We start from the raw sequence: 19,283 nt of genomic DNA, 5'->3' as shown, positions 1-19,283 counted from the left end.
GCAATTGATCAGGCAAACCGATCAGCAAAGCGTGAGATGAAGCGCGGGCTCATCATTACGCCTGGCTTGGGATGGCTGCGGCGTTTTATGCGGCGTGCTTGCTGCGCCGCACTTCGAGCAGATAGGTAAAACTCAAAACCGCGACCGACAGCGCGAACAGCAGCACTAACGGGCGGGGAAACTCATTGCCGCTGCTCGCCACGCGCAAATTCAACTTGCTGGCCGCCAGACGGTCGGGCAGCGCTTGCCGGTAGCCCTCGTCGAGAACCACTTCCATAAAGTCCCGGCGGCTGCGGTAACGCACCACGCTGACAAACTCCCAGGGCTGCGCTTCACCCGTGGCCGCAACCGGCATGGAAAATACCGGATAGCCGCCGTGCTTCAGCCAGATGGGCAGCATCGAACGGCTAAAGCGCGCGAGTGATTCCTCACCCGACAGGCTGTCTGGTGCAGCCGAAGCAGTGTTCAACTGGAAAAGATTCACTACGTGAACGGCCCTGCCGTCGTCGCCACGCATAAATGCAAGCACATCCATACCCTGCAAAAAGCCGCGCGTTGCAGCGGGCAAAGCGTCGATACGTGTCTGGTAGGCGTTGATCTCGTGCTCCGTAAGAGGCGAACCGCTGCCTCGGTACCAGAAAAACGTGGTTAGCATGAGTACGACGGCTAGCGCAGCGACGATAAACACTGGGCGTATGGCTGGCATGGGAGAATGCTCTAGGGAGGTTGAACTTACCTTGCGCCAAAGCACTTGCATTTTGCAAGCTCTTTTCAATTCAAACCGCTCACAAACTCAAAGGCAGCAAACTCGATGGTTTAACCTGCTGCTTTAGCTGCCCATGCGCCGGTGCTAGTATTTCTACCGATAATGAATGAAGGTGCCCCAGCAAATGTCGGAAGATTTCCCCAGCCGCTCGCATTGCCCGATCAATTACGCCCTTGAGTCGTTTGGCGACAAATGGACGCTGTTGATCATTCGCGATTTGATGTTCAAGGCCAAAACATCATTTAACGAGTTTCTTTCCTCCAACGAAAAAATCTCTACCAACATTCTCGCTGACCGTTTGCGGCGTCTCGAATCCCTGGGCATTGTCAGCAAAGAGGTGAGCGACGAAAATCGCTCCAAATTGATTTATTCTCTGACTCGCAAAGGTCGTGACTTGTTGCCGATCATGATGGAAATCACCCAGTGGAGCGGGAGATATGATCCTCAAACCAATGCCCCTGAGGCACTACTGAAACGGCTTGAAGCCGACAAACTAGGCCTGATAAAGGACATAGAAACGGGCTGGGAGCATAAGTAGTCGCCATAGCCACAGCACAGCGAAGCGACCCGCCAGCCTACTTTAGCTATCAACAAATCTTGCACCGAAAACGCTCACCAGACCGCCAGCGCACCAATATAGAGCAACAAGCGCAGGTATCCATCTGCCCTACCCCCGCCAAACACCGCGCCAACAGGTGCCGTAGAGTGAAACGTTCAACTCTGGTCTGCTATTTGCTTTAGAAGAAGTGTTCGCACTCCTTAAAGCAGGCGCAACACACAATTTGCAAATAGAGCGCTAGGGTTCCGGCTGATCTGCTCAGTGACTGGTCCGAGAGCACTCGACCTTTCAAGCAAAGGTTACACGGCGGGATAAAAGCCCGGGAGACGATTGGCGTAACCGCCAGGAGTGCTCCGCGTGTCACTGATTGAGAGGTTCAAGATGAAAAAGCTTTCCGCACTGGTTCTATCCCTTCTGCTTTCCTCCACCGTGCAGGCACAAGATAGCTTTAAGGTCTGCTGGTCGATCTACGTCGGCTGGATGCCTTGGGCTTACGGCGACGAGTCTGGCATCGTAAAAAAATGGGCAGACAAGTACGACATCGACATTGAGGTCGTGCAGATCAACGACTACATCGAATCGATCAACCAGTACACCGCTGGCCAGTTTGACGCCTGCACCATGACCAATATGGATGCCCTAACCATCCCGGCTGCTGGCGGTGTTGACAGTACCGCGCTGATCGTCGGTGACTTCTCCAACGGCAACGATGGCATCGTGCTCAAGGGCAAGGATCAGTTGTCCGACATCAAGGGCCAGAACGTCAATCTGGTAGAGCTGAGCGTCTCGCACTACCTGCTAGCCCGCGCGCTGGAAACGGTCGGCATGAAGGAAGCCGACGTGCAGGTGGTCAACACCTCTGACGCAGATTTAGTTGCTGCCTATGGCACTGACGACGTCACCTCAGTCGCTACCTGGAACCCACTACTCAACCAAATTTCCAGCCAACCGGACAGCCACAAGGTATTTGACTCGGCGCAAATTCCCGGTGAAATCATCGATTTGCTGGTCGTTAACACCGACACCCTGAACGCCAATCCAAAATTGGGCAAAGCGTTGACCGGTGCCTGGTACGAAATCATGGCCAAGATGCAAGCCGACGAGGCCGTGCGCACCTATCTGGCTGAAGCTTCAGGCACCGATTTGGCTGGCTATCAGGCCCAGCTCGACAGCACTGAAATGTTCTATACCCCACAACAGGCGTTAGCACTGACCAACGACAGCGCGTTGAAAACCACCATGCAGTACGTCGCAGAGTTCTCCTTCGACCACGGCCTGCTCGGTGAAGGCGCGCCTGATGCGGGTTTTGTCGGTATCAGCACGCCCTCTGGTGTATTGGGCGATAAAAACAACATCAAGTTGCGCTTTGATCCTAGCTACATGCAGCTCGCGGCAGACGGCCAACTGTAATCCGACCCGCTGAATCCACCGGGGGCGCTTGCCCCCGACGCAAGGAAACACTATGAAGCGACTGATCAATCTATCTCCCGCGCCAGCAACCCGCATGTTTATCGCGTTGCTGCCGTTCGTGCTCCTGTTGCTGGTATACATAGTGGCCTCCGACGCGCGCCTGGAAGCGAACCCTAACGACAAGTTGCTGCCGTCCTTCAGCCAGATGGGCGCCGCGATTGACCGAATGGCGCTGGAACCCAGCAAACGCAGCGGCGATTACGTGTTCTGGGTAGATACCGCCAGCAGCCTTAAACGCCTCGGCATGGGCGTGGCGATCGCCGCCAGCGTCGGACTGGCAATTGGACTACTGACCGGTGCCCTGCCCGTCATCAACGCCAGCATGAGCCCCTTGCTGACGGTGATTTCGCTTATCCCGCCACTGGCGATACTGCCGGTGCTGTTCATCATTTTTGGTCTGGGTGAGCTGTCCAAGGTGATGCTCATCGTACTGGGCATCACCCCGTTCATTGCCCGCGACCTGCAACGCCGCACGCAAGAGATACCCAGCGAACAGCTCGTCAAAGCACAGACACTGGGCGCCAATACCAGCCAGATCATGGTTCGCGTATTGCTGCCGCAATTGATGCCCAAACTGATCGATGCGGTGCGCTTGTCGATGGGCGCTGGTTGGCTGTTCCTGATCGCGGCTGAGGCTATAGCCTCTACGGACGGCCTCGGCTACCGCATCTTTTTGGTACGTCGCTACATGTCGATGGACGTCATCCTGCCCTATGTCGCCTGGATCACCCTGCTGGCCTTTCTGTTCGATTGGCTGCTGGCGACCCTGAGCCGCCGACTGTTCCCTTGGAACGTTCAAGGAGGCAACTCATGATTGAAGTTAACAACCTGGGCAAAAGTTACGACGGCAACCCCGTTCTTGAGCGTTTGAACGTCAACGTTAAAGAGGGCGAGTTCGTCACGCTGGTCGGTGCTTCGGGCTGCGGCAAGAGTACCTTCCTGAAAATGCTGCTGGGTACCGAGTCGCCTACCAGCGGCGAGCTGCTGCTTGACGGTAAACCCATAGCCGATGAACCGGGCCCGGATCGCGGCATCGTCTTCCAGCAGTATTCCGTGTTCCCGCACATGACCGTGCTGGATAACGTGATGTCCGCCGTCGGCTTTGCTCAGCGTGGCTTGACGGGTTATCTGTTCGGCACCAAGCGCAAGCAAGCGCGCAAGGACGCCGAAGCCATGCTCAACGAAGTGGGCTTGGGGCATGCACTGCAAAAATATCCGCACGAGCTGTCGGGCGGTATGAAACAGCGCCTGGCGATTGCCCAGGCACTGCTCGGCAAGCCACGCATTCTGCTGCTCGACGAGCCATTCGGTGCGCTCGACCCGGGTATCCGTGCGGATATGCACGAACTGGTTTTGCGGCTGTGGAAAGAACACAAGCTGACCATCTTCATGGTTACTCACGATATTAAAGAAGGTTTTTATCTCGGCACCCGCCTCTGGGTGTTCGACAAAGTCCGCCAGGACCCACACGCCCCGCAAGCGTTTGGCGCAACCATCACTTATGACTTGCCGGTCAACAGCAAAGCCCGGCAACCGGCAGCGAAAACGACCGCTGAAACCATTGCGCCACTGCTGGCCGAAAAGGCCGGTTGATAGCAACCCGATACGGAGACAACGGCAATGAGCATGAATCACTACAGCACAGAAATCCCCGGCGCCAGCCACTGGTCCCTGCGCGTGCGTAAAGGCATGCAAATGCGCCTGACCGACCTCAACGGCGGCGCCAACGTTGGCATGCTGCTCTACAACCCGGAGAACCTGCTGGAGCGCTATAACGCCCCGGATACCCTCAAGGGCCAGCACACATTCAAGCTGAGCAAAGGCAACTGCCTGTACTCCGACATGGGTCGGGTGTTCGCCTCAATCATTGAAGACAGCCTCGGCTGGCACGAAACCGTGTGCGGCAACAGCAACGCCGAGCAAATCAAGGCTCGTTGGGGCCAGCGCGATTATCAGCGCGACCGTAATGAGTGGCACCAGAACGGCTACGACGCCTTTCTGGTTGAGCTGGCCAAGTACGGATTGGGTCGCGCCGACATGGCCGCCAACCTGAATCTATTCAGTAAGATCGGCACGGACGACGAAGGCAACATGACGCTCGACGGCCAACACAGCAAGCCTGGCAGCCAAGTGGTCTTGCGCTTCGAGATGGACACCCTGGTGCTGCTGCACACCTGCCCGCACCCACTCAACAACGCCGAAGCCTACCCCTACAACCCGGTGCAGATTGAACTGAGCCCGGCCGACCCGGTAGACGATGACGACTACTGCCGTAACTTCCGCCCGGAAAACCAGCGCGGCTTCATGAATAACGCCCTGTATCACCTAGGCAAGTAAGCGAGAACACCATGATCAAAACCAGCTCACGTCAATCCGAGACAGCCTCGCAACGCAGCACCATCGGCGCCGGCGATTATTACATCGGCACCGTCAAGGCCGGCCAGACCCTGCGCCTGCTCGACCTGGAAGGCAATCAGGCCGCCGACACGCTGTTTTTCAGCGCCGCCAACCCGGTTGAGCGCTATAGCGTCACCGATACCATCCGCGAGCAGGGCAATGTCTACCTGACCGCCGGCTCGGTGATTCGCTCCAATGAAAACAACCCCATGCTGGAAATCGTAGCCGACACCTGTGGCCGGCACGACACCCTGGGCGGCGCTTGCGCCAGCGAAAGCAACACCATCCGCTACGACCTGGAAAAACGCTGCATGCACTCCTGCCGCGACAGCTGGATGCTCGCGGTCGCCGAAAACCCCGATTACGGCATCAGCAAACGCGACATCACCCACAACATCAACTTCTTCATGAACGTGCCGGTCACCAGCGATGGCGGCCTGACCTTTGAAGACGGTATTTCCGGCGCAGGCAAGTACGTAGAACTGACCGCGCTGATGGATGTGGTAGTGCTGATCTCCAACTGTCCACAGCTGAACAATCCCTGCAACGGTTACAACCCGACGCCGGTTGAGATGCTGGTATGGGACAAATGAGTCAGCTGTAACGACCGAGATTCACCTGCTTCAGTGGACGACCACTGTCGTATATGCAGCCTGGGACGGCCCGGCAAAGGCTAGAGTGATGTTCAATAAAGTATTGATTGCCAACCGTGGCGCCATCGCCACCCGCATTATTCGCACCCTGCGCCGTCTGGGTATTGGCTCGGTCGCAGTCTACGCCGAGTGCGACGCTGAAAGCCTGCACGTACGCCTGGCCGATGAAGCCTACTGTCTAGGTGACGGCGCCGCTGCTGATACCTACCTGCAGATCGATAAGTTGCTTGCCATTGCCGCCAAGACGGGCGCCCAAGCCATACACCCCGGTTACGGTTTTCTCAGCGAGAACGCCGGTTTCGTGCGCCGCTGCGAGGCGGAGGGCATCGCCTTTGTTGGCCCTACTCCTGAGCAGATGCTGGCCTTTGGTCTCAAGCACCGCGCCCGTGATTTGGCCGAGAAGGCTGGCGTACCGCTGCTGCCCGGCACCGATCTACTGAAAGACTTGAGTGCTGCGCAGGAAGCCGCCGAGCGTATCGGTTATCCCATCATGCTGAAAAGTACTGCCGGCGGCGGCGGCATCGGTATGCAGTTGTGCCATACCCTAGAAGAATTGAACGGTGCATTCGACAGCGTCAAGCGCCTCGGCGCCAGCAACTTCGCCGACGATGGCGTGTTCCTGGAGAAATTCATCGCTCGCGCTCGGCACATAGAAGTACAGATGTTCGGTGACGGCGCAGGCAAAGCATTGGCCTTGGGAGAGCGTGACTGCTCTAGCCAGCGCCGTAACCAGAAGGTGGTAGAGGAATGCCCTGCGCCCAATCTCACCGACGCGGTGCGCAACGAGCTGCATAGCACCGCCGAGAAGCTGCTGTGCAGCATCGGTTACCGCAATGCCGGGACCGTGGAGTTCATCTACGACGCCGACAGCCACGAGTTTTACTTTCTTGAAGTGAATACCCGCTTGCAGGTTGAGCACGGCGTGACCGAAGAGGTTTATGGCGTTGATCTGGTCGAGTGGATGATCCGTTTGGCCGCCGGTGATGCGCCGGATCTGGATGCACAGCGAGGCAATCTTCAACCGCAAGGTCACGCGATTCAGGTACGTCTGTATGCCGAAGACCCTTTCCGCGACTTTCAGCCCTGCGCCGGCCTGCTCAGCGAAGTTATTTTCCCATCCGGCGACGGCATTCGCATTGACCACTGGATCGAGTCCGGACTGGAAGTGCCCGCTTACTTTGACCCCATGCTGGCCAAGGTTATTGTGCATGCCGATACCCGCGAGCAGGCGCTGAGCAAGCTGCAAAGCACCCTGGACGCTACCCGCTTGTATGGCAGCGAAACCAACCTGGACTATCTGCGCGCCTTGAGCCGTGATCCGGTACTGGCAGCCGGTGAGGTGACCACGCGCTATCTGAACAGCTTCCGCTACAGCCCGGCACGCATCGACGTACTGGCCGGCGGCACCCAAACCACCATCCAGGATTTTCCGGGCCGTGCCGGTAGTTGGGATGTGGGCGTGCCGCCCTCCGGCCCGTTCGATAGCTATGCCTTCCGGCTTGGCAATCGTCTGCTGAACAACGCCAAAGACGCTGCAGGTCTGGAAATCACTCTGCAAGGCCCAACGTTACGGTTCGCCAACGCCTCTCAAATTGTGCTCAGTGGTGCTCCACTGGACGCGCGACTGGACGATCAGCCCGTTGCCTTCTGGCAGATCATTGATGTTGCCGCTGGCCAGACTCTGACCCTGGGCCGCATCAAGGAGTCCGGCACCCGTGCTTACTTGAGCGTGCTCGGAGGCGTGCAATGCCCCGATTACCTGGGGTCAAAGTCGACCTTTACGCTGGGCAAGTTCGGTGGCCACAACGGCCGCGCGCTACGCACCGGTGACGTGTTACATCTGGATAACAGCGCTAGCAGCGTTGCCGCCGCCACCGTGCCGGACGCTTTGCGGCCGAGCATCAGTAACCAATGGGACGTACGCGTCATCTACGGACCGCACGGCGCGCCAGACTTTTTCACTGGCGAGGATGTAGAGACCTTCTTCAATACCGACTGGGAGATTCACTACAACTCCAGCCGTACCGGCGTGCGGCTGATCGGCCCCAAGCCCGAATGGGCGCGTAAGGACGGCGGCGAAGCTGGCCTGCACCCCTCGAACATTCACGACAATGCCTACGCTTTCGGCACTGTGGACTTCACGGGTGACATGCCGGTCATCCTCGGACCCGACGGCCCGTCATTGGGCGGCTTTGTTTGCCCCGCCACGGTGATCACCGCCGACCTGTGGAAACTCGGCCAATTGCGCGCTGGCGACAAGGTGCGCTTCATTCCGATCAGCATTGAGCAGGCGGTCGCGTTGGAAGCAGCGCAAATTGCAGAGATCGACGCTTTGCAGGCCCAGCCGATCGAATGGCAGCCCGTGGCACCCGAAACCCCCATTCTCAAGCGCTTGCCCGCAGAGCAGTTTGGCGATGAAATTGTTTACCGCGCGGCGGGTGATCACTTTCTGCTGGTGGAGTATGGCGAACAGATTCTGGATATTCGTCTGCGTTTTCGCGCACATGCATTGATGCAGTGGCTGCAGCAGAATCCGCTGCCTGGCCTGCGCGAACTGACCCCGGGCATCCGCTCGCTGCAAATGCATTTCGACAGCCAACAGCTGAGCCACGAGACGCTACTGGCGCATTTACTCAAGGGTGAGCGGGCACTGTCCGAGCGGCTTAACGAACTGTCGGTACCGTCGCGCATCGTGCATATCCCGCTGTCCTGGGATGACGAGGCCTGCCAACAGGCGATCGAGAAATATACCCAGTCAGTGCGCAGCAACGCGCCCTGGTGCCCAAGCAACCTGGAGTTTATCCGTCGCATCAACGGGCTCGACAGCATTGATGATGTAAAAAAAGTACTTTTCGATGCCTCCTATCTGGTGATGGGCCTGGGCGATGTGTATCTCGGTGCGCCGGTCGCGACGCCGACCGACCCACGTCACCGGCTGGTGACCACCAAGTACAACCCCGCGCGTACCTGGACGGCAGAGAACTCAGTCGGCATCGGCGGTTCTTATATGTGCGTTTACGGCATGGAAGGCCCCGGCGGCTATCAGTTCGTCGGCCGCACCTTGCAGATGTGGAATCGCTACCGCCAGACGCGCGAGTTCAGCAAACCCTGGCTTTTGCGCTTCTTCGACCAGATTCGCTTTTATGAAGTAAGCAACGAAGAGCTGCAACAGATTCGCCGCGACTTCCCCCAGGGACGCTATCCACTGCGTATAGAAGAGAGTCATTTCAGTCTCTCCGAGCATGAAGCATTTATTGCTGACAACGCAGAAGAGATCGACGCATTCAAGCAACAACGCAACGCCGCCTTTGCTGAAGAACTGCGCCAATGGCATGCCAACGGTCAGTTCAATTTTGTTAGCGAGGAATTGGAAAGCGCTGACGAGAACGTCAGCTGGCCGGAAGACAGCGTCGGTGTCGACAGTCCGGTGTCGGGTAGCCTGTGGCAAGCCGCCGTCAAGGTTGGCGACCAGGTTAAGGCTGGCCAAGTGTTGTTGATCCTCGAATCCATGAAAATGGAAATCCCTTTGCAGGCGCCGTGCGACGGCGTCGTTACCCACGTATTGCAACAGGCCGGTGGCCGCGTACACGCTGGCCAACCGCTGGTGGTATTGCGGGACGCTGCGCAGGAGAACCCAGCATGAAAATTGATATGAGCATCAGCGGTCTGAAACAGGCCTACAGCGAAGGCAGTCTGACCCCGGCCACACTTTTGGCCCGCATCCGCGAGCAGGCCGCCGCCCTCGCCGATCACAACATCTGGATTCACCTGCTCAGCGAAGCCGAGCAGCAGCCCTATCTACAAGCGCTGGCCGACAAAGACCCTGCCACCACGCCATTGTGGGGCGTGCCTTTTGCGATCAAGGACAATATCGACTTAGCCGGCATACCAACCACCAACGGTTGCGAGGCTTTCGCCTATACCCCCACCGAATCGTCGCAAGTAGTACAGCAACTGATCGACGCTGGGGCAATTCCGGTCGGCAAGACTAATCTAGACCAGTTCGCTACGGGTTTGAACGGCACCCGATCACCCCACGGCCCCTGCCACAACGCCTTTGATTTTGACTACATCAGTGGCGGTTCCAGCGCCGGCTCTTCGGTCTCGGTTGCTAAGGGTCTGGCCACTTTCAGCTTGGGTACCGATACTGCCGGTTCCGGTCGTGTACCCGCCTGCTTCAATAACCTGGTTGGCCTGAAACCGACTCGCGGCCTGCTCTCCGCCAGCGGTCTGGTGCCGGCTTGCCGAAGCCTGGACTGCATCAGCATTTTTGCCCTCAACAGCGACGACGCCAACAACGTACTGGCCAGCGCCGAAGGTGTTGATCAGCGTGACGGCTACAGCCGCGCCAATCCCTTCAACAACCAGAATCGTCAATACGGCCTACGCAAAGGCGCGCTGAAGATTGGCGTACTGGCGCCAGAGCAACTGAAATTCTTTGGCGACGATGCCTACGCCGCCGCTTATACCGCCACGCTAGAAAGGCTCAGCGCCGATGACATTGAGCTGATCACCATCGACTACACGCCCTTCAACGAGGCCGCGTTGCTACTTTACGAAGGCCCTTGGGTAACCGAACGTTACCTGGCAGCGCAGCCGCTGATCGACGACAACCCCGAGGCAATTTTCCCCGTGGTGCGCGAGATTATCGCCCCCGGCGGCAAGCCACCAGCCACTGCACTGTTCAAGGCGCAATACCGTCTGGAAGAGTTGAAAAAGGCCTGTCATGACCAACTCGCCGGTCTCGACTGCCTGCTGACGCCCACCGCTGGCCGCTTATTTACCATCGCTGAAATGCTGGCAGAGCCAATTCTGCATAACAGCCAATTAGGCTACTACACCAATTACATGAATCTGGTCGACATGACCTCCGTCGCCGTACCGACCGCGCTCACCGACGCAGGCCTACCGTTTGGCGTAACCCTGGTAGGCCCGGCGTTCAGTGACCGGGCGCTACTGTCCATTGCCAACCGCATTCAGCAACTACTCCCCCTGCCCCAGGGCGCACTTGATCTGCCGCAACCCACGCTCAGCGGCCAGCCGGTCGGCAACCCCGACAGCATCGATGTGTTGGTCTGTGGTGCACACCTCGAAGGGCTGCCGCTTAACTGGCAACTGGTTGAGCGCGGTGCCGTGCTCAAACAACACACCCAAACATCGCCGCACTATCTAATGTACGCGCTGGCCGGTGGTCCACCGTTCCGTCCGGGTCTGATCCGCGATGAAAGCAAAGGGGTCGCCATCGACGTGGAAATCTGGTCGATTCCAAAGGCTGAGTTTGGCAGTTTTGTGGCCGGCATCCCTGCGCCACTGGGTATCGGCAAGGTGCAGATTGCCGATAATAGCTGGGTCTGTGGCTTCATTTGCGAACCTTATGGACTCGAAGGCAGCAGCGATATTTCTGCACTGGGAGGTTGGCGCGCCTATATGAAAAGCGCCTGAGAGGCCGCGAAAAACGCGGGGGGAGACATTTCTGAATACAGCACATAAACTAGCCAGTGACCATGTAGTCAATCTGGGTGCAGTTCATGGAAAAACGGAAGTCCCCTCGCCAGATATGTGCAGTAGATGCCGTGCTATCGGTGGCGGAAGGACAAAGCTATCACTGCACTATCAGCGAATACAGCCAAAGTGGTTTACAAATAACCTTTGATGCCGCCATCGCAAGCAGCATCATTAATAGCCTCAAGCGGCTCGTTGCACAGCACGGCGATGCGAGCGTTAGCTTTCGCCAAGCACAGCAACACCTGCGTTTGCCGGTTGCGATTATTCACCTGAGCAAGCAGGGAGCTGGCCTTCGCCTGCACGCCCCAGATCCGTCTATCTATCGCGTACTACAGCATTTGTCCGCCGCTCAAGCAGACACCAGCAGTGAGCGCACCAACCTGGTCAGCAGTCAACCGACCCTCAGTCCGCGGCACAAGAAAACCCTCATGCAGGCCGCTTCGACGGTATTGCATAATTATTTGCGCCAGCAGTATTCCGGTTTCTGTCATCAGCTCGAGCATGAGTTGCTCGCCGCCGCCGATCAGCAATCCGACAATGGCGAACAACAACACTTTTTTATTGCTATCAGACAGTTTCGTAAGGAACGTCAAGCCATCTTCGCCGCCCTGAGCCAAAACATGATTACCGAGGCTATGGCGCTCACCAAAGCCCGAGATGCCACGGCAAGCACGGTCCAGACGCCAGACAAAAAGCGTGCGTCGCCGCTGGAGTTGGTCACCAAGAACGATTTTGAGGACTGGTTGTTGGTGCGCGTGGCCATTTCCAAGGTCGAACTAAAGCTGCGTGAAGCGCTTATAGAACTGCAGATCCGTGTCGACGCCGCCTTCGGCGACCGCGATGGCAAGCGCACTTACAACCCGTTTTCACCTGCAGCGCTGTGCAACAGTTTTTTTGATCAGATTCACCATTTACGATTGCAGCATGCGCAACTACAGGTGGTGTGTTCAGTACTGCAAAAAACCGTGCTCAATGACTTACATGTTTTCTACCAGCAACTGAATCAAGTATTCATAGATGCCGACATCCTGCCGGATATCGATGTTAACCAGTACCTAGCCGAACAGGCGATCCTGAAGCGTCCCGTGCCGGTGACGCCTGAGCAGACAGCAACCGAGAGTGAATCCGGTAGCGCACGGCCAGCAGAAGGACCGGCAGCAGCCCCAAAAGCTGCGCAGCCAACGACTCAAACCAAAGACCACCAGACGCGACCCACCGATACAGTTCCAACCACAGCACCTGCGGCGGCGGCTTACGGCACCGTAACCCAGTTGATGGGGCTGCGCCGACAAGCACGTGGTGACGCTAAGATTGACAGTGAAAGCCTGCCCGAAGAGCGCAGCGCAACTGCACAACAACTTGGCGAACTGCAAGAAGACCTACTTAATGGCAACCTGCAGCTGCATCAGCCCGGTGCGCTCAAGGAGTTGATGCAGCAAGCCAAGGGCAATACCCAAGCGCTCTCCGAGCAGGAACACGATGCGGCCGACACCATTGAAGGGCTGTTCGACAGCATCATGCAGAGCGACCGCATCACCACCGATCTGCGTGATGAGTTCAGCAAACTCCAGGTTCCGCTGTTACGGGCAATGTTGCAGGACCCGGAAATATTCGCCGCCGAGTCACACCCCGCAAGGCAGGCGCTGAACTACATTGCGCTGCTATCCGACAAAAGCAGCACCAATCTGGCATCCAACACCCCGGTGATCCTGGATGCCATTCGCAGCATTCTGTCGGATAAGACCGATGGCAAGGGCTTCAGCCAGAGCATCGATAAGTTGGATCAATTGGTCAGCCGCGAAAAACGTCTGATCGAGCGCAATTTACAACGCATCCGACAAAGCTGTGATGGACAGCAGCGGCTACGCCACGCCAACCGTCAAATTCAACATGAATTGAGCCGCATGCTGGCCGAGCCGGCGCCCCAGCCGGTAATTGAGCTGCTTGAAAATGGCTGGCGCGACCTGATGCGGCTGAGCTATTTACGCGAAGGAGTAGCTAGTCGCTCTTGGGAGATCACCTTACAGGTAATAGAACAGCTGGCTGCCAACCGCGACGCCGAGCGGTTGGCAGCCATTGAAAAGCCACTGAACGATGCAGATTTGATTCGCTTGCTGGAAAAGGGCTTATCGAAAATCCCGGAAGGCCAGCTTAGCCAGCGCGACTTGCTGGCGCAGTTACAGCAGTTGCTAGCGACTGACCCCAGCGAGGTCAGCCTCGCACTCTATCAAACCGCCGCACCGGAGCTTAGCCTGGAAGAGCGTCTCGACACGCTCCCTGATAACGGTTTGGCACTGCAACGCTGGATCAAGCGCGTGCGCGGACTGAAAACCTCGCAATGGTTTGAGCTGACCCACGGCAAACTGCAGGAAAAACTCGTGCAGCTTGCTTGGATCGCCGACGACGACAGCTTGTATGTTTTCGCCAATCACCAAGGCACACAAAAACTCGAATTACCCTTGGAGCGAGTTGCCGCGCTGCTGCGCGATGGCAACCTTGTGCTACTCAGTGATGCCGCGTTGCCAGCGGTAGAGCAAGGTCTCGATGCGCTGGTGCAAAAGGTCTACGACAAACTCGCTTTCGACTCATGCCACGACCCGCTCACCGGCTTTCTTACCCGTAAGGAATTCTGTAGAGCAATGGCGCAGCGAGTAGCCAGCGCTAGCGAGGACGACAGCAACTTCAGCCTGATCTTTATCGACATTATGCAGTTTAAGGTGATCAACAACACCAGCGGCTACGAAGCTGGCGATAGCTTCCTGATCGAGTTGTCACAACGTTTAAAGAGCTTTCTCAAAGGAAGTGCCACCGTCGGCCGCATGGGCACAGACCAATTCGCTATCTTGCTGCCGGAAGAGGCTGAAACCCTCGGTTACAGCAGTGCTCGCGAAATTAAAGCGGTGGTAGAAGAAAAGCGCTTTGAATACGAAGAGCACAGCTTTGTTATCAACAGCGCGCTGGCACTGGTCGGCTTTGATCGCAGCAACCAGAAGGTCATGGAGTTGCTACGATCAGTCGAGGCTGCCACCAGCTTGTCTAAGAAATCCGGTTATAAAGATGTGCAGGTAATACGTCCTGGTGACCAAGCACTGGAGAATCTGGATGAAGTCATGGCCTGGGTCACCCGCATCAACCGTGCCCTGGATAACGACAACCTGAAATTGCGCTGCCAGAAAATTATGCCCATCAATGGCAGCCCCCGCACCCTCGCTCACTATGAGGTTCTGCTCAGCGTGCTGGATGAGCAAGGTGAGGCTTCCCCGCCGGCGGAGTTCATCAAGGTTGCCGAGGAATACAACCGTATGGCCGACGTGGATCGCTGGGTGGTAGAGCATGTGCTGCAATGGATGCACCAGAATGAGGACGAACTGCACTTGTTTGGTGGCTTCTCAGTCAACTTGTCCGGCCACAGCATGAATGATGAAACCTTCCTCGACTTCATCTTCGATGCACTAGTGCGTTATCCGGTGCGGCGCGACAAGTTGGTGTTCGAAATCACCGAAACCACCGCAGTAACCAATCTGGACGACGCCGCAGACTTCATCAAGGAGATGCGTAGCATCGGCTGCCGCTTCTCGCTCGACGACTTTGGCGTAGGCCAATCTTCCTACTCCTACCTAAAGCGCCTACCGGTTGATTTTATTAAGATTGATGGTGCCTTCGTGCGTGACATCAATACCAACGACGTCGATTACGCACTGGTCAAATCCATCACTGAAATGGGCCATTACCTCAAAAAGAAAGTCATCGCCGAGTATGTCAGCAGCCCGGAGATTCTCAGCACCGTGACCCATGTCGGTGTGGATTATGCTCAGGGCTATCAATTTGGTATGCCGGTGATGCTCGACGAATTGAATCTACGCCAGCAAAACCTGCAGGGTACCGAGCCAGCCTGAGGCCAGTTCGGGCCCAGTTGACGGCTTTTACCGCGTTCGATTGTTAAAGCCGACGCGATCAGGGAAAATGGCGCCCAATATCGTCAATAGCTGCGCTGCTTGTCGCGTACAGACCTGGAATACCTCTACTGATGTCGAACTCCCCAATACAGCAGGAAGTCGGTAAGCGCCGCACTTTCGCCATTATTTCTCACCCCGACGCGGGTAAGACCACCATCACCGAGCGCCTGTTGTTGATGGGCCAGGCGATCAGCATCGCGGGTACGGTAAAGTCGCGTAAGTCCGACCGCCATGCAACCTCGGACTGGATGGCGATGGAAAAGGAACGGGGTATTTCGGTCACCACCTCGGTCATGCAGTTTCCCTACCGCGACAGCATGATCAACCTGCTCGATACTCCCGGTCACGAAGACTTCTCGGAAGACACCTACCGCACACTGACTGCGGTTGACTCTGCCTTGATGGTGCTCGATGGCGGTAAAGGCGTTGAGCCGCGCACCATCGCACTGATGGACGTCTGCCGCCTGCGCGATACGCCTATCGTCAGCTTCGTCAACAAACTCGACCGTGACATTCGTGATCCGATCGAACTGCTTGACGAGATTGAAGAAGTCCTCAACATCAAAGCCGCCCCAATCACTTGGCCGATTGGCTGCTATCGCGACTTCAAAGGTGTTTATCACCTGGAGCGCGACTGCATCATCGTTTACCAATCGGGTCATGGCCACGAGCGGACTGAAACCAAAATCATCGACAAGCTGGACTCGGACGAAGCCCGTGCCCATCTTGGCGACCTCTACGATGACTTCGTAGAGCAACTGGAGTTAGTACAAGGCGCTTGCCACGCATTTGACCACGATGCGTTTCTGCGCGGTGAAATGACTCCGGTATTTTTTGGTACTGCACTGGGCAACTTCGGCGTTGATCAGGTGCTCGATGCCATCGTCGACTGGGCTCCCAAGCCACAATCGCGCGATAGCCACGAACGTACCGTTACGCCAACCGAACCTACCTTCAGCGGCTTCGTATTCAAGATTCAGGCGAATATGGATCCCAAGCACCGCGACCGCATTGCCTTCGTGCGCATCTGCTCCGGGCGCTATGAAAAAGGTATGAAACTGCATCATGTGCGCACCGGCAAAGACGTGCGCATTGCCGATGCACTGACCTTCTTCGCCGCCGAACGCGAGCACTTGGAAGAGGCCTGGGCCGGCGATATTATCGGTCTGCACAACCACGGCACCATTCAGATTGGCGACACATTTACCGAAGGCGAAAAAATTGGCTTTACCGGTATTCCGCACTTCGCCCCGGAACTGTTCCGTCGCGTGCGCCTTAAGGATCCGCTGAAGTCCAAGCAGCTGCGTCAGGGTTTGCAGGAATTGGCCGAAGAAGGCGCTACTCAGGTGTTCTTCCCAGAGCGCAACAACGACATCATCCTCGGCGCGGTGGGCATTCTGCAGTTCGACGTGGTCGCTTCGCGGCTGCAACAGGAATACAAGGTCGAGTGCATTTACGAGCCAATTAACGTCTGGTCCGCCCGCTGGGTCAGCTCCAGCGATCGTAAGAAGCTGGAGGAGTTCAGCAACAAGGCAACCGATAACCTGGCCATCGACGGTGGCGGCCATCTCACCTATCTGGCCCCTACCCGCGTCAACCTCAGCCTGACCGAAGAGCGTTGGCCGGATATTAACTTCCGCGCTACGCGCGAACACCACTGACCCGTAAGCAAGCAATATGCAGCCCGTTCCGATGTTAGGTTCGGGCTTTTTGCTTGAAGCTTGCGGCTTGCCAGCTGCCCGCGTAGCGTTAACCCCATGCGCTACATAGATACTCACACCCATCTCGATTTCAATGTTTTCGATCACGACCGCGAAGCCGTGCTGGATGACTGTGCACGCCTTGGTGTCGAACGCATGGTGGTGCTGGGCGTCGGCGCTAATAACTGGCAACGGGTCTGGCAGTTAAGCCAGCAGCACCGAGCGCTATATGTCGCCTTTGGTTTACACCCAATGTTCCTTGAGCATCATCGTCCAGAGCACATTGCCCAGTTAAGCGTGCAATTGCAGGCCACTAAAAGCAGCGACAAGCTATGCGCGGTGGGCGAGTTCGGGCTGGACTTTTTCATCGATAACCCCGACCGCGAAGCACAACAACAGTTGTTTGAACAACAGCTGGCGTTAGCTGCCGACTTTGAGCTACCGGCGCTGCTGCATGTGCGCCGCGCCCACGCCCAGTGCATTGCCACGTTAAAACGTTATAAGCTCAAACGCGGCGGTATCATCCACGCCTTCTCTGGCAGCCTGGAAGAGGCGCAGGAGTACATTAAACTGGGTTTCAAGCTGGGTCTTGGCGGTGCCGCCACCTGGCCCCAGGCCAAACGACTGCATCGAACCGTCGCGAACCTGCCGGCCAACAGCATGGTGCTGGAAACGGACTCACCGGATATGCCGCCCCAATTTGCCGCTGGGCTGCGCAACAGCCCGCAGCACCTACCAAAGATCGCCAGGCTTCTGGCTGAGCTGCGAAAACAGCCACTGCAAGAGTTCACCGAGCAGTGCTGGCATAACAGCTGTGAATTATTCGACTGGGCCACCACGCCAGTGTCGTGAGCGGGGCTGTCTGTTACAGTCGGAGCCTTGTTTAGCTAGCCCACCAAGGAGACAGATCCATGCCATTTTTAGGCGCTGCCATTTTTTTGGTCTGGCTTGTTCTGCTGCTGCGCTTTCCGCGCGTGATGCTGCCGGTCAGTGGCGTGGTAGCGGGTTTGGGCTTGCTGTTGGGGCTGGTCATGGGCTTGTTGCAATGGCAGCAGGGGCAACGGCTAGACCAGCTGGCCTTTGACCTGAGTTACCAACCGCAGCAATGCGAGTTTGGTAAACCCCTGGCCGTGCGCATCAGCAACCAGAGTAGCTATGCAGCGGAACACATTCAGTGGCAGCTGGTTGCCAGTCAGCCCGGCCAAAACACAAATTTGCTGGATGCCGGAGTAGCCCAGGAATTCACCAGTGCGGCTCGACTGGCATCAGGAGAACAACAACTGCTGTGCTACAGCGTGCCGCGCCTGCGAAGCGGTTATCGCGAAGCCGAGCTGGAATACCGCGTCGACGCGGTCAGCGCAGAATTCATCAAATAACCAACAAGGACAATAAAGATGACTCAAGAAGTTGCGTTGATAACCGGATGTTCTACCGGCATCGGCCAAGCATTAGCCCACTGCTGCCTGGATGCCGGTTATCAGGTCTGGGCTACTGCCCGCAATCCGGACACCTTGGCGCCGCTGGTAGCACGTGGCGCGATAGCAGTGACGCTGGATGTGAATAACACTGAGCAACGGCTGGCTTGCGCCGAACGTTTGCGCAGCGAAGCCGGTCGACTGGATCTGCTGATCAACAACGCTGGCTACGGTGCCATGGGTCCGATCATGGATGCCGATCACGACACCCTGCTCAAGCAATTTGATACCAACGTATTTGCGCCGCTACAAATGGTCCGTGACAACGCTGAATTGCTACGCAGCAGCAAAGGGCTGATCGTTAATATAGGTAGCGTGTCCGGGGTTACCACCACGCCCTTCTCAGGTGTCTACTGCGCTTCCAAAGCTGCTTTGCACGCCATCTCTGACGCGCTACGCATGGAGTTGCATCCGTTCGGTGTTCAGGTGCTGACCGTGCTGCCAGGCGCAATTGCTTCAGACTTCGGGAATAACGCCAGCGCCGCCATCACCATGGCAGAAACATCCTGGTTCAAACCCTGGGAAAAAGCCGTGCAGGCGCGCGCCAAAGCCTCGCAGAACGCCAAGTCCACCAGCGCTGCAGACTTCGCCAAGGAATTACTCGGTTACGTAAAAAACCCGGTGCGCCCAGAACAGGCATTGATCGGTCATAGCGCTCGTAGCATGGTGCGGCTGAAGCGCTGGCTGCCCCTATCGATCCTCGACAAACGCATGCGTAAGCGCTTCAAACTGGAGTGACCGACGGCGGGGCTATGTCTGGCGCGTAAGCGCGCCAGTCGTAAGCAGCTGGCAGCTTTACCTG

14 protein-coding genes and 1 riboswitch are annotated in these 19,283 nt (G+C 57.0%); of the genes, 13 read left to right on the top strand and 1 reads right to left on the bottom strand.

What is annotated here, in order from left to right; genetic code table 11:
* Positions 1-85 precede the first annotated feature (85 nt).
* Positions 86-706, bottom strand: coding sequence for a hypothetical protein (locus tag AC1XYH_RS01740; protein WP_483324952.1), 621 nt, complete (start codon positions 704-706; stop codon positions 86-88).
* 184 nt (positions 707-890) lie between these two features.
* On the opposite strand from AC1XYH_RS01740, the gene AC1XYH_RS01735 reads away from it, so the two are divergent.
* The 13 genes from AC1XYH_RS01735 (at position 891) to AC1XYH_RS01675 (ending at position 19,219) form a co-directional block, all read left to right on the top strand.
* Positions 891-1,304, top strand: coding sequence for a winged helix-turn-helix transcriptional regulator (locus AC1XYH_RS01735; protein ID WP_483324951.1), 414 nt, complete (start codon positions 891-893; stop codon positions 1,302-1,304).
* Between the two features lie 247 nt (positions 1,305-1,551).
* Positions 1,552-1,653: riboswitch (guanidine-I (ykkC/yxkD leader) on the top strand.
* Positions 1,654-1,706: 53 nt separating this feature from the next.
* Positions 1,707-2,735 carry a putative urea ABC transporter substrate-binding protein gene (locus AC1XYH_RS01730; protein WP_483324950.1) on the top strand — a complete coding sequence of 343 codons (1,029 nt, stop codon included), beginning with the start codon at positions 1,707-1,709 and terminating at the stop codon, positions 2,733-2,735.
* 52 nt (positions 2,736-2,787) lie between these two features.
* On the top strand, positions 2,788-3,609 hold the full coding sequence (locus tag AC1XYH_RS01725) for an ABC transporter permease (protein ID WP_483324949.1): 822 nt from the start codon (positions 2,788-2,790) through the stop codon (positions 3,607-3,609).
* Complete coding sequence (locus AC1XYH_RS01720; protein WP_483324948.1) at positions 3,606-4,388, top strand: ABC transporter ATP-binding protein; 783 nt, start codon at positions 3,606-3,608, stop codon at positions 4,386-4,388. The genes AC1XYH_RS01725 and AC1XYH_RS01720 overlap by 4 nt, the downstream gene beginning before the upstream one ends.
* A gap of 27 nt (positions 4,389-4,415) precedes the next feature.
* On the top strand, positions 4,416-5,132 hold the full coding sequence (locus AC1XYH_RS01715) for an urea amidolyase associated protein UAAP1 (RefSeq protein ID WP_483324947.1): 717 nt from the start codon (positions 4,416-4,418) through the stop codon (positions 5,130-5,132).
* Between the two features lie 11 nt (positions 5,133-5,143).
* Positions 5,144-5,785, top strand: a complete 642-nt coding sequence (locus AC1XYH_RS01710; RefSeq protein ID WP_483324946.1) for an urea amidolyase associated protein UAAP2 — start codon at positions 5,144-5,146, stop codon at positions 5,783-5,785.
* Between the two features lie 88 nt (positions 5,786-5,873).
* A complete protein-coding gene (gene uca / locus AC1XYH_RS01705) occupies positions 5,874-9,488 on the top strand; it encodes an urea carboxylase (RefSeq protein WP_483324945.1) in 3,615 nt (1,204 codons plus the stop codon).
* Entirely contained in the window at positions 9,485-11,287 is a 1,803-nt protein-coding gene (gene atzF / locus AC1XYH_RS01700; RefSeq protein WP_483324944.1) for an allophanate hydrolase, read from the top strand. The genes uca and atzF overlap by 4 nt, the downstream gene beginning before the upstream one ends.
* 86 nt (positions 11,288-11,373) lie before the next feature.
* A complete protein-coding gene (locus AC1XYH_RS01695; RefSeq protein WP_483324943.1) occupies positions 11,374-15,246 on the top strand; it encodes a DUF1631 family protein in 3,873 nt (1,290 codons plus the stop codon).
* 131 nt (positions 15,247-15,377) lie between these two features.
* A complete protein-coding gene (locus tag AC1XYH_RS01690) occupies positions 15,378-16,967 on the top strand; it encodes a peptide chain release factor 3 (RefSeq protein ID WP_483324942.1) in 1,590 nt (529 codons plus the stop codon).
* A 96-nt stretch (positions 16,968-17,063) separates the two neighbouring features.
* Positions 17,064-17,858 (top strand): TatD family hydrolase, encoded by a 795-nt coding sequence (locus AC1XYH_RS01685; RefSeq protein WP_483324941.1) that lies wholly within the window; start codon positions 17,064-17,066, stop codon positions 17,856-17,858.
* 59 nt (positions 17,859-17,917) lie between these two features.
* The gene (locus AC1XYH_RS01680) at positions 17,918-18,382 is read left to right on the top strand and encodes a hypothetical protein (protein WP_483324940.1); all 465 of its coding nucleotides are present in this window, start codon (positions 17,918-17,920) and stop codon (positions 18,380-18,382) included.
* Between the two features lie 18 nt (positions 18,383-18,400).
* The gene (locus AC1XYH_RS01675) at positions 18,401-19,219 is read left to right on the top strand and encodes an SDR family oxidoreductase (protein ID WP_483324939.1); all 819 of its coding nucleotides are present in this window, start codon (positions 18,401-18,403) and stop codon (positions 19,217-19,219) included.
* Positions 19,220-19,283: the final 64 nt, after the last annotated feature.

The organism is Pseudomonas sp. GW-45 (assembly GCF_056896675.1).
The sequence above is the reverse complement of the archived record's forward strand: the minus strand, read 5'-3'. Positions and strand labels throughout refer to the sequence as shown.

What these genes read in the sequence shown, in the direction of transcription:
- AC1XYH_RS01740 (WP_483324952.1), bottom strand. Translation starts at nt 706, where the DNA reads ATGCCAGCCATACGCCCAGTGTTTATCGTCGCTGCGCTAGCCGTCGTA.
- AC1XYH_RS01735 (WP_483324951.1), top strand. Translation starts at nt 891, where the DNA reads ATGTCGGAAGATTTCCCCAGCCGCTCGCATTGCCCGATCAATTACGCC.
- AC1XYH_RS01730 (WP_483324950.1), top strand. Translation starts at nt 1,707, where the DNA reads ATGAAAAAGCTTTCCGCACTGGTTCTATCCCTTCTGCTTTCCTCCACC.
- AC1XYH_RS01725 (WP_483324949.1), top strand. Translation starts at nt 2,788, where the DNA reads ATGAAGCGACTGATCAATCTATCTCCCGCGCCAGCAACCCGCATGTTT.
- AC1XYH_RS01720 (WP_483324948.1), top strand. Translation starts at nt 3,606, where the DNA reads ATGATTGAAGTTAACAACCTGGGCAAAAGTTACGACGGCAACCCCGTT.
- AC1XYH_RS01715 (WP_483324947.1), top strand. Translation starts at nt 4,416, where the DNA reads ATGAGCATGAATCACTACAGCACAGAAATCCCCGGCGCCAGCCACTGG.
- AC1XYH_RS01710 (WP_483324946.1), top strand. Translation starts at nt 5,144, where the DNA reads ATGATCAAAACCAGCTCACGTCAATCCGAGACAGCCTCGCAACGCAGC.
- uca (WP_483324945.1), top strand. Translation starts at nt 5,874, where the DNA reads ATGTTCAATAAAGTATTGATTGCCAACCGTGGCGCCATCGCCACCCGC.
- atzF (WP_483324944.1), top strand. Translation starts at nt 9,485, where the DNA reads ATGAAAATTGATATGAGCATCAGCGGTCTGAAACAGGCCTACAGCGAA.
- AC1XYH_RS01695 (WP_483324943.1), top strand. Translation starts at nt 11,374, where the DNA reads ATGGAAAAACGGAAGTCCCCTCGCCAGATATGTGCAGTAGATGCCGTG.
- AC1XYH_RS01690 (WP_483324942.1), top strand. Translation starts at nt 15,378, where the DNA reads ATGTCGAACTCCCCAATACAGCAGGAAGTCGGTAAGCGCCGCACTTTC.
- AC1XYH_RS01685 (WP_483324941.1), top strand. Translation starts at nt 17,064, where the DNA reads ATGCGCTACATAGATACTCACACCCATCTCGATTTCAATGTTTTCGAT.
- AC1XYH_RS01680 (WP_483324940.1), top strand. Translation starts at nt 17,918, where the DNA reads ATGCCATTTTTAGGCGCTGCCATTTTTTTGGTCTGGCTTGTTCTGCTG.
- AC1XYH_RS01675 (WP_483324939.1), top strand. Translation starts at nt 18,401, where the DNA reads ATGACTCAAGAAGTTGCGTTGATAACCGGATGTTCTACCGGCATCGGC.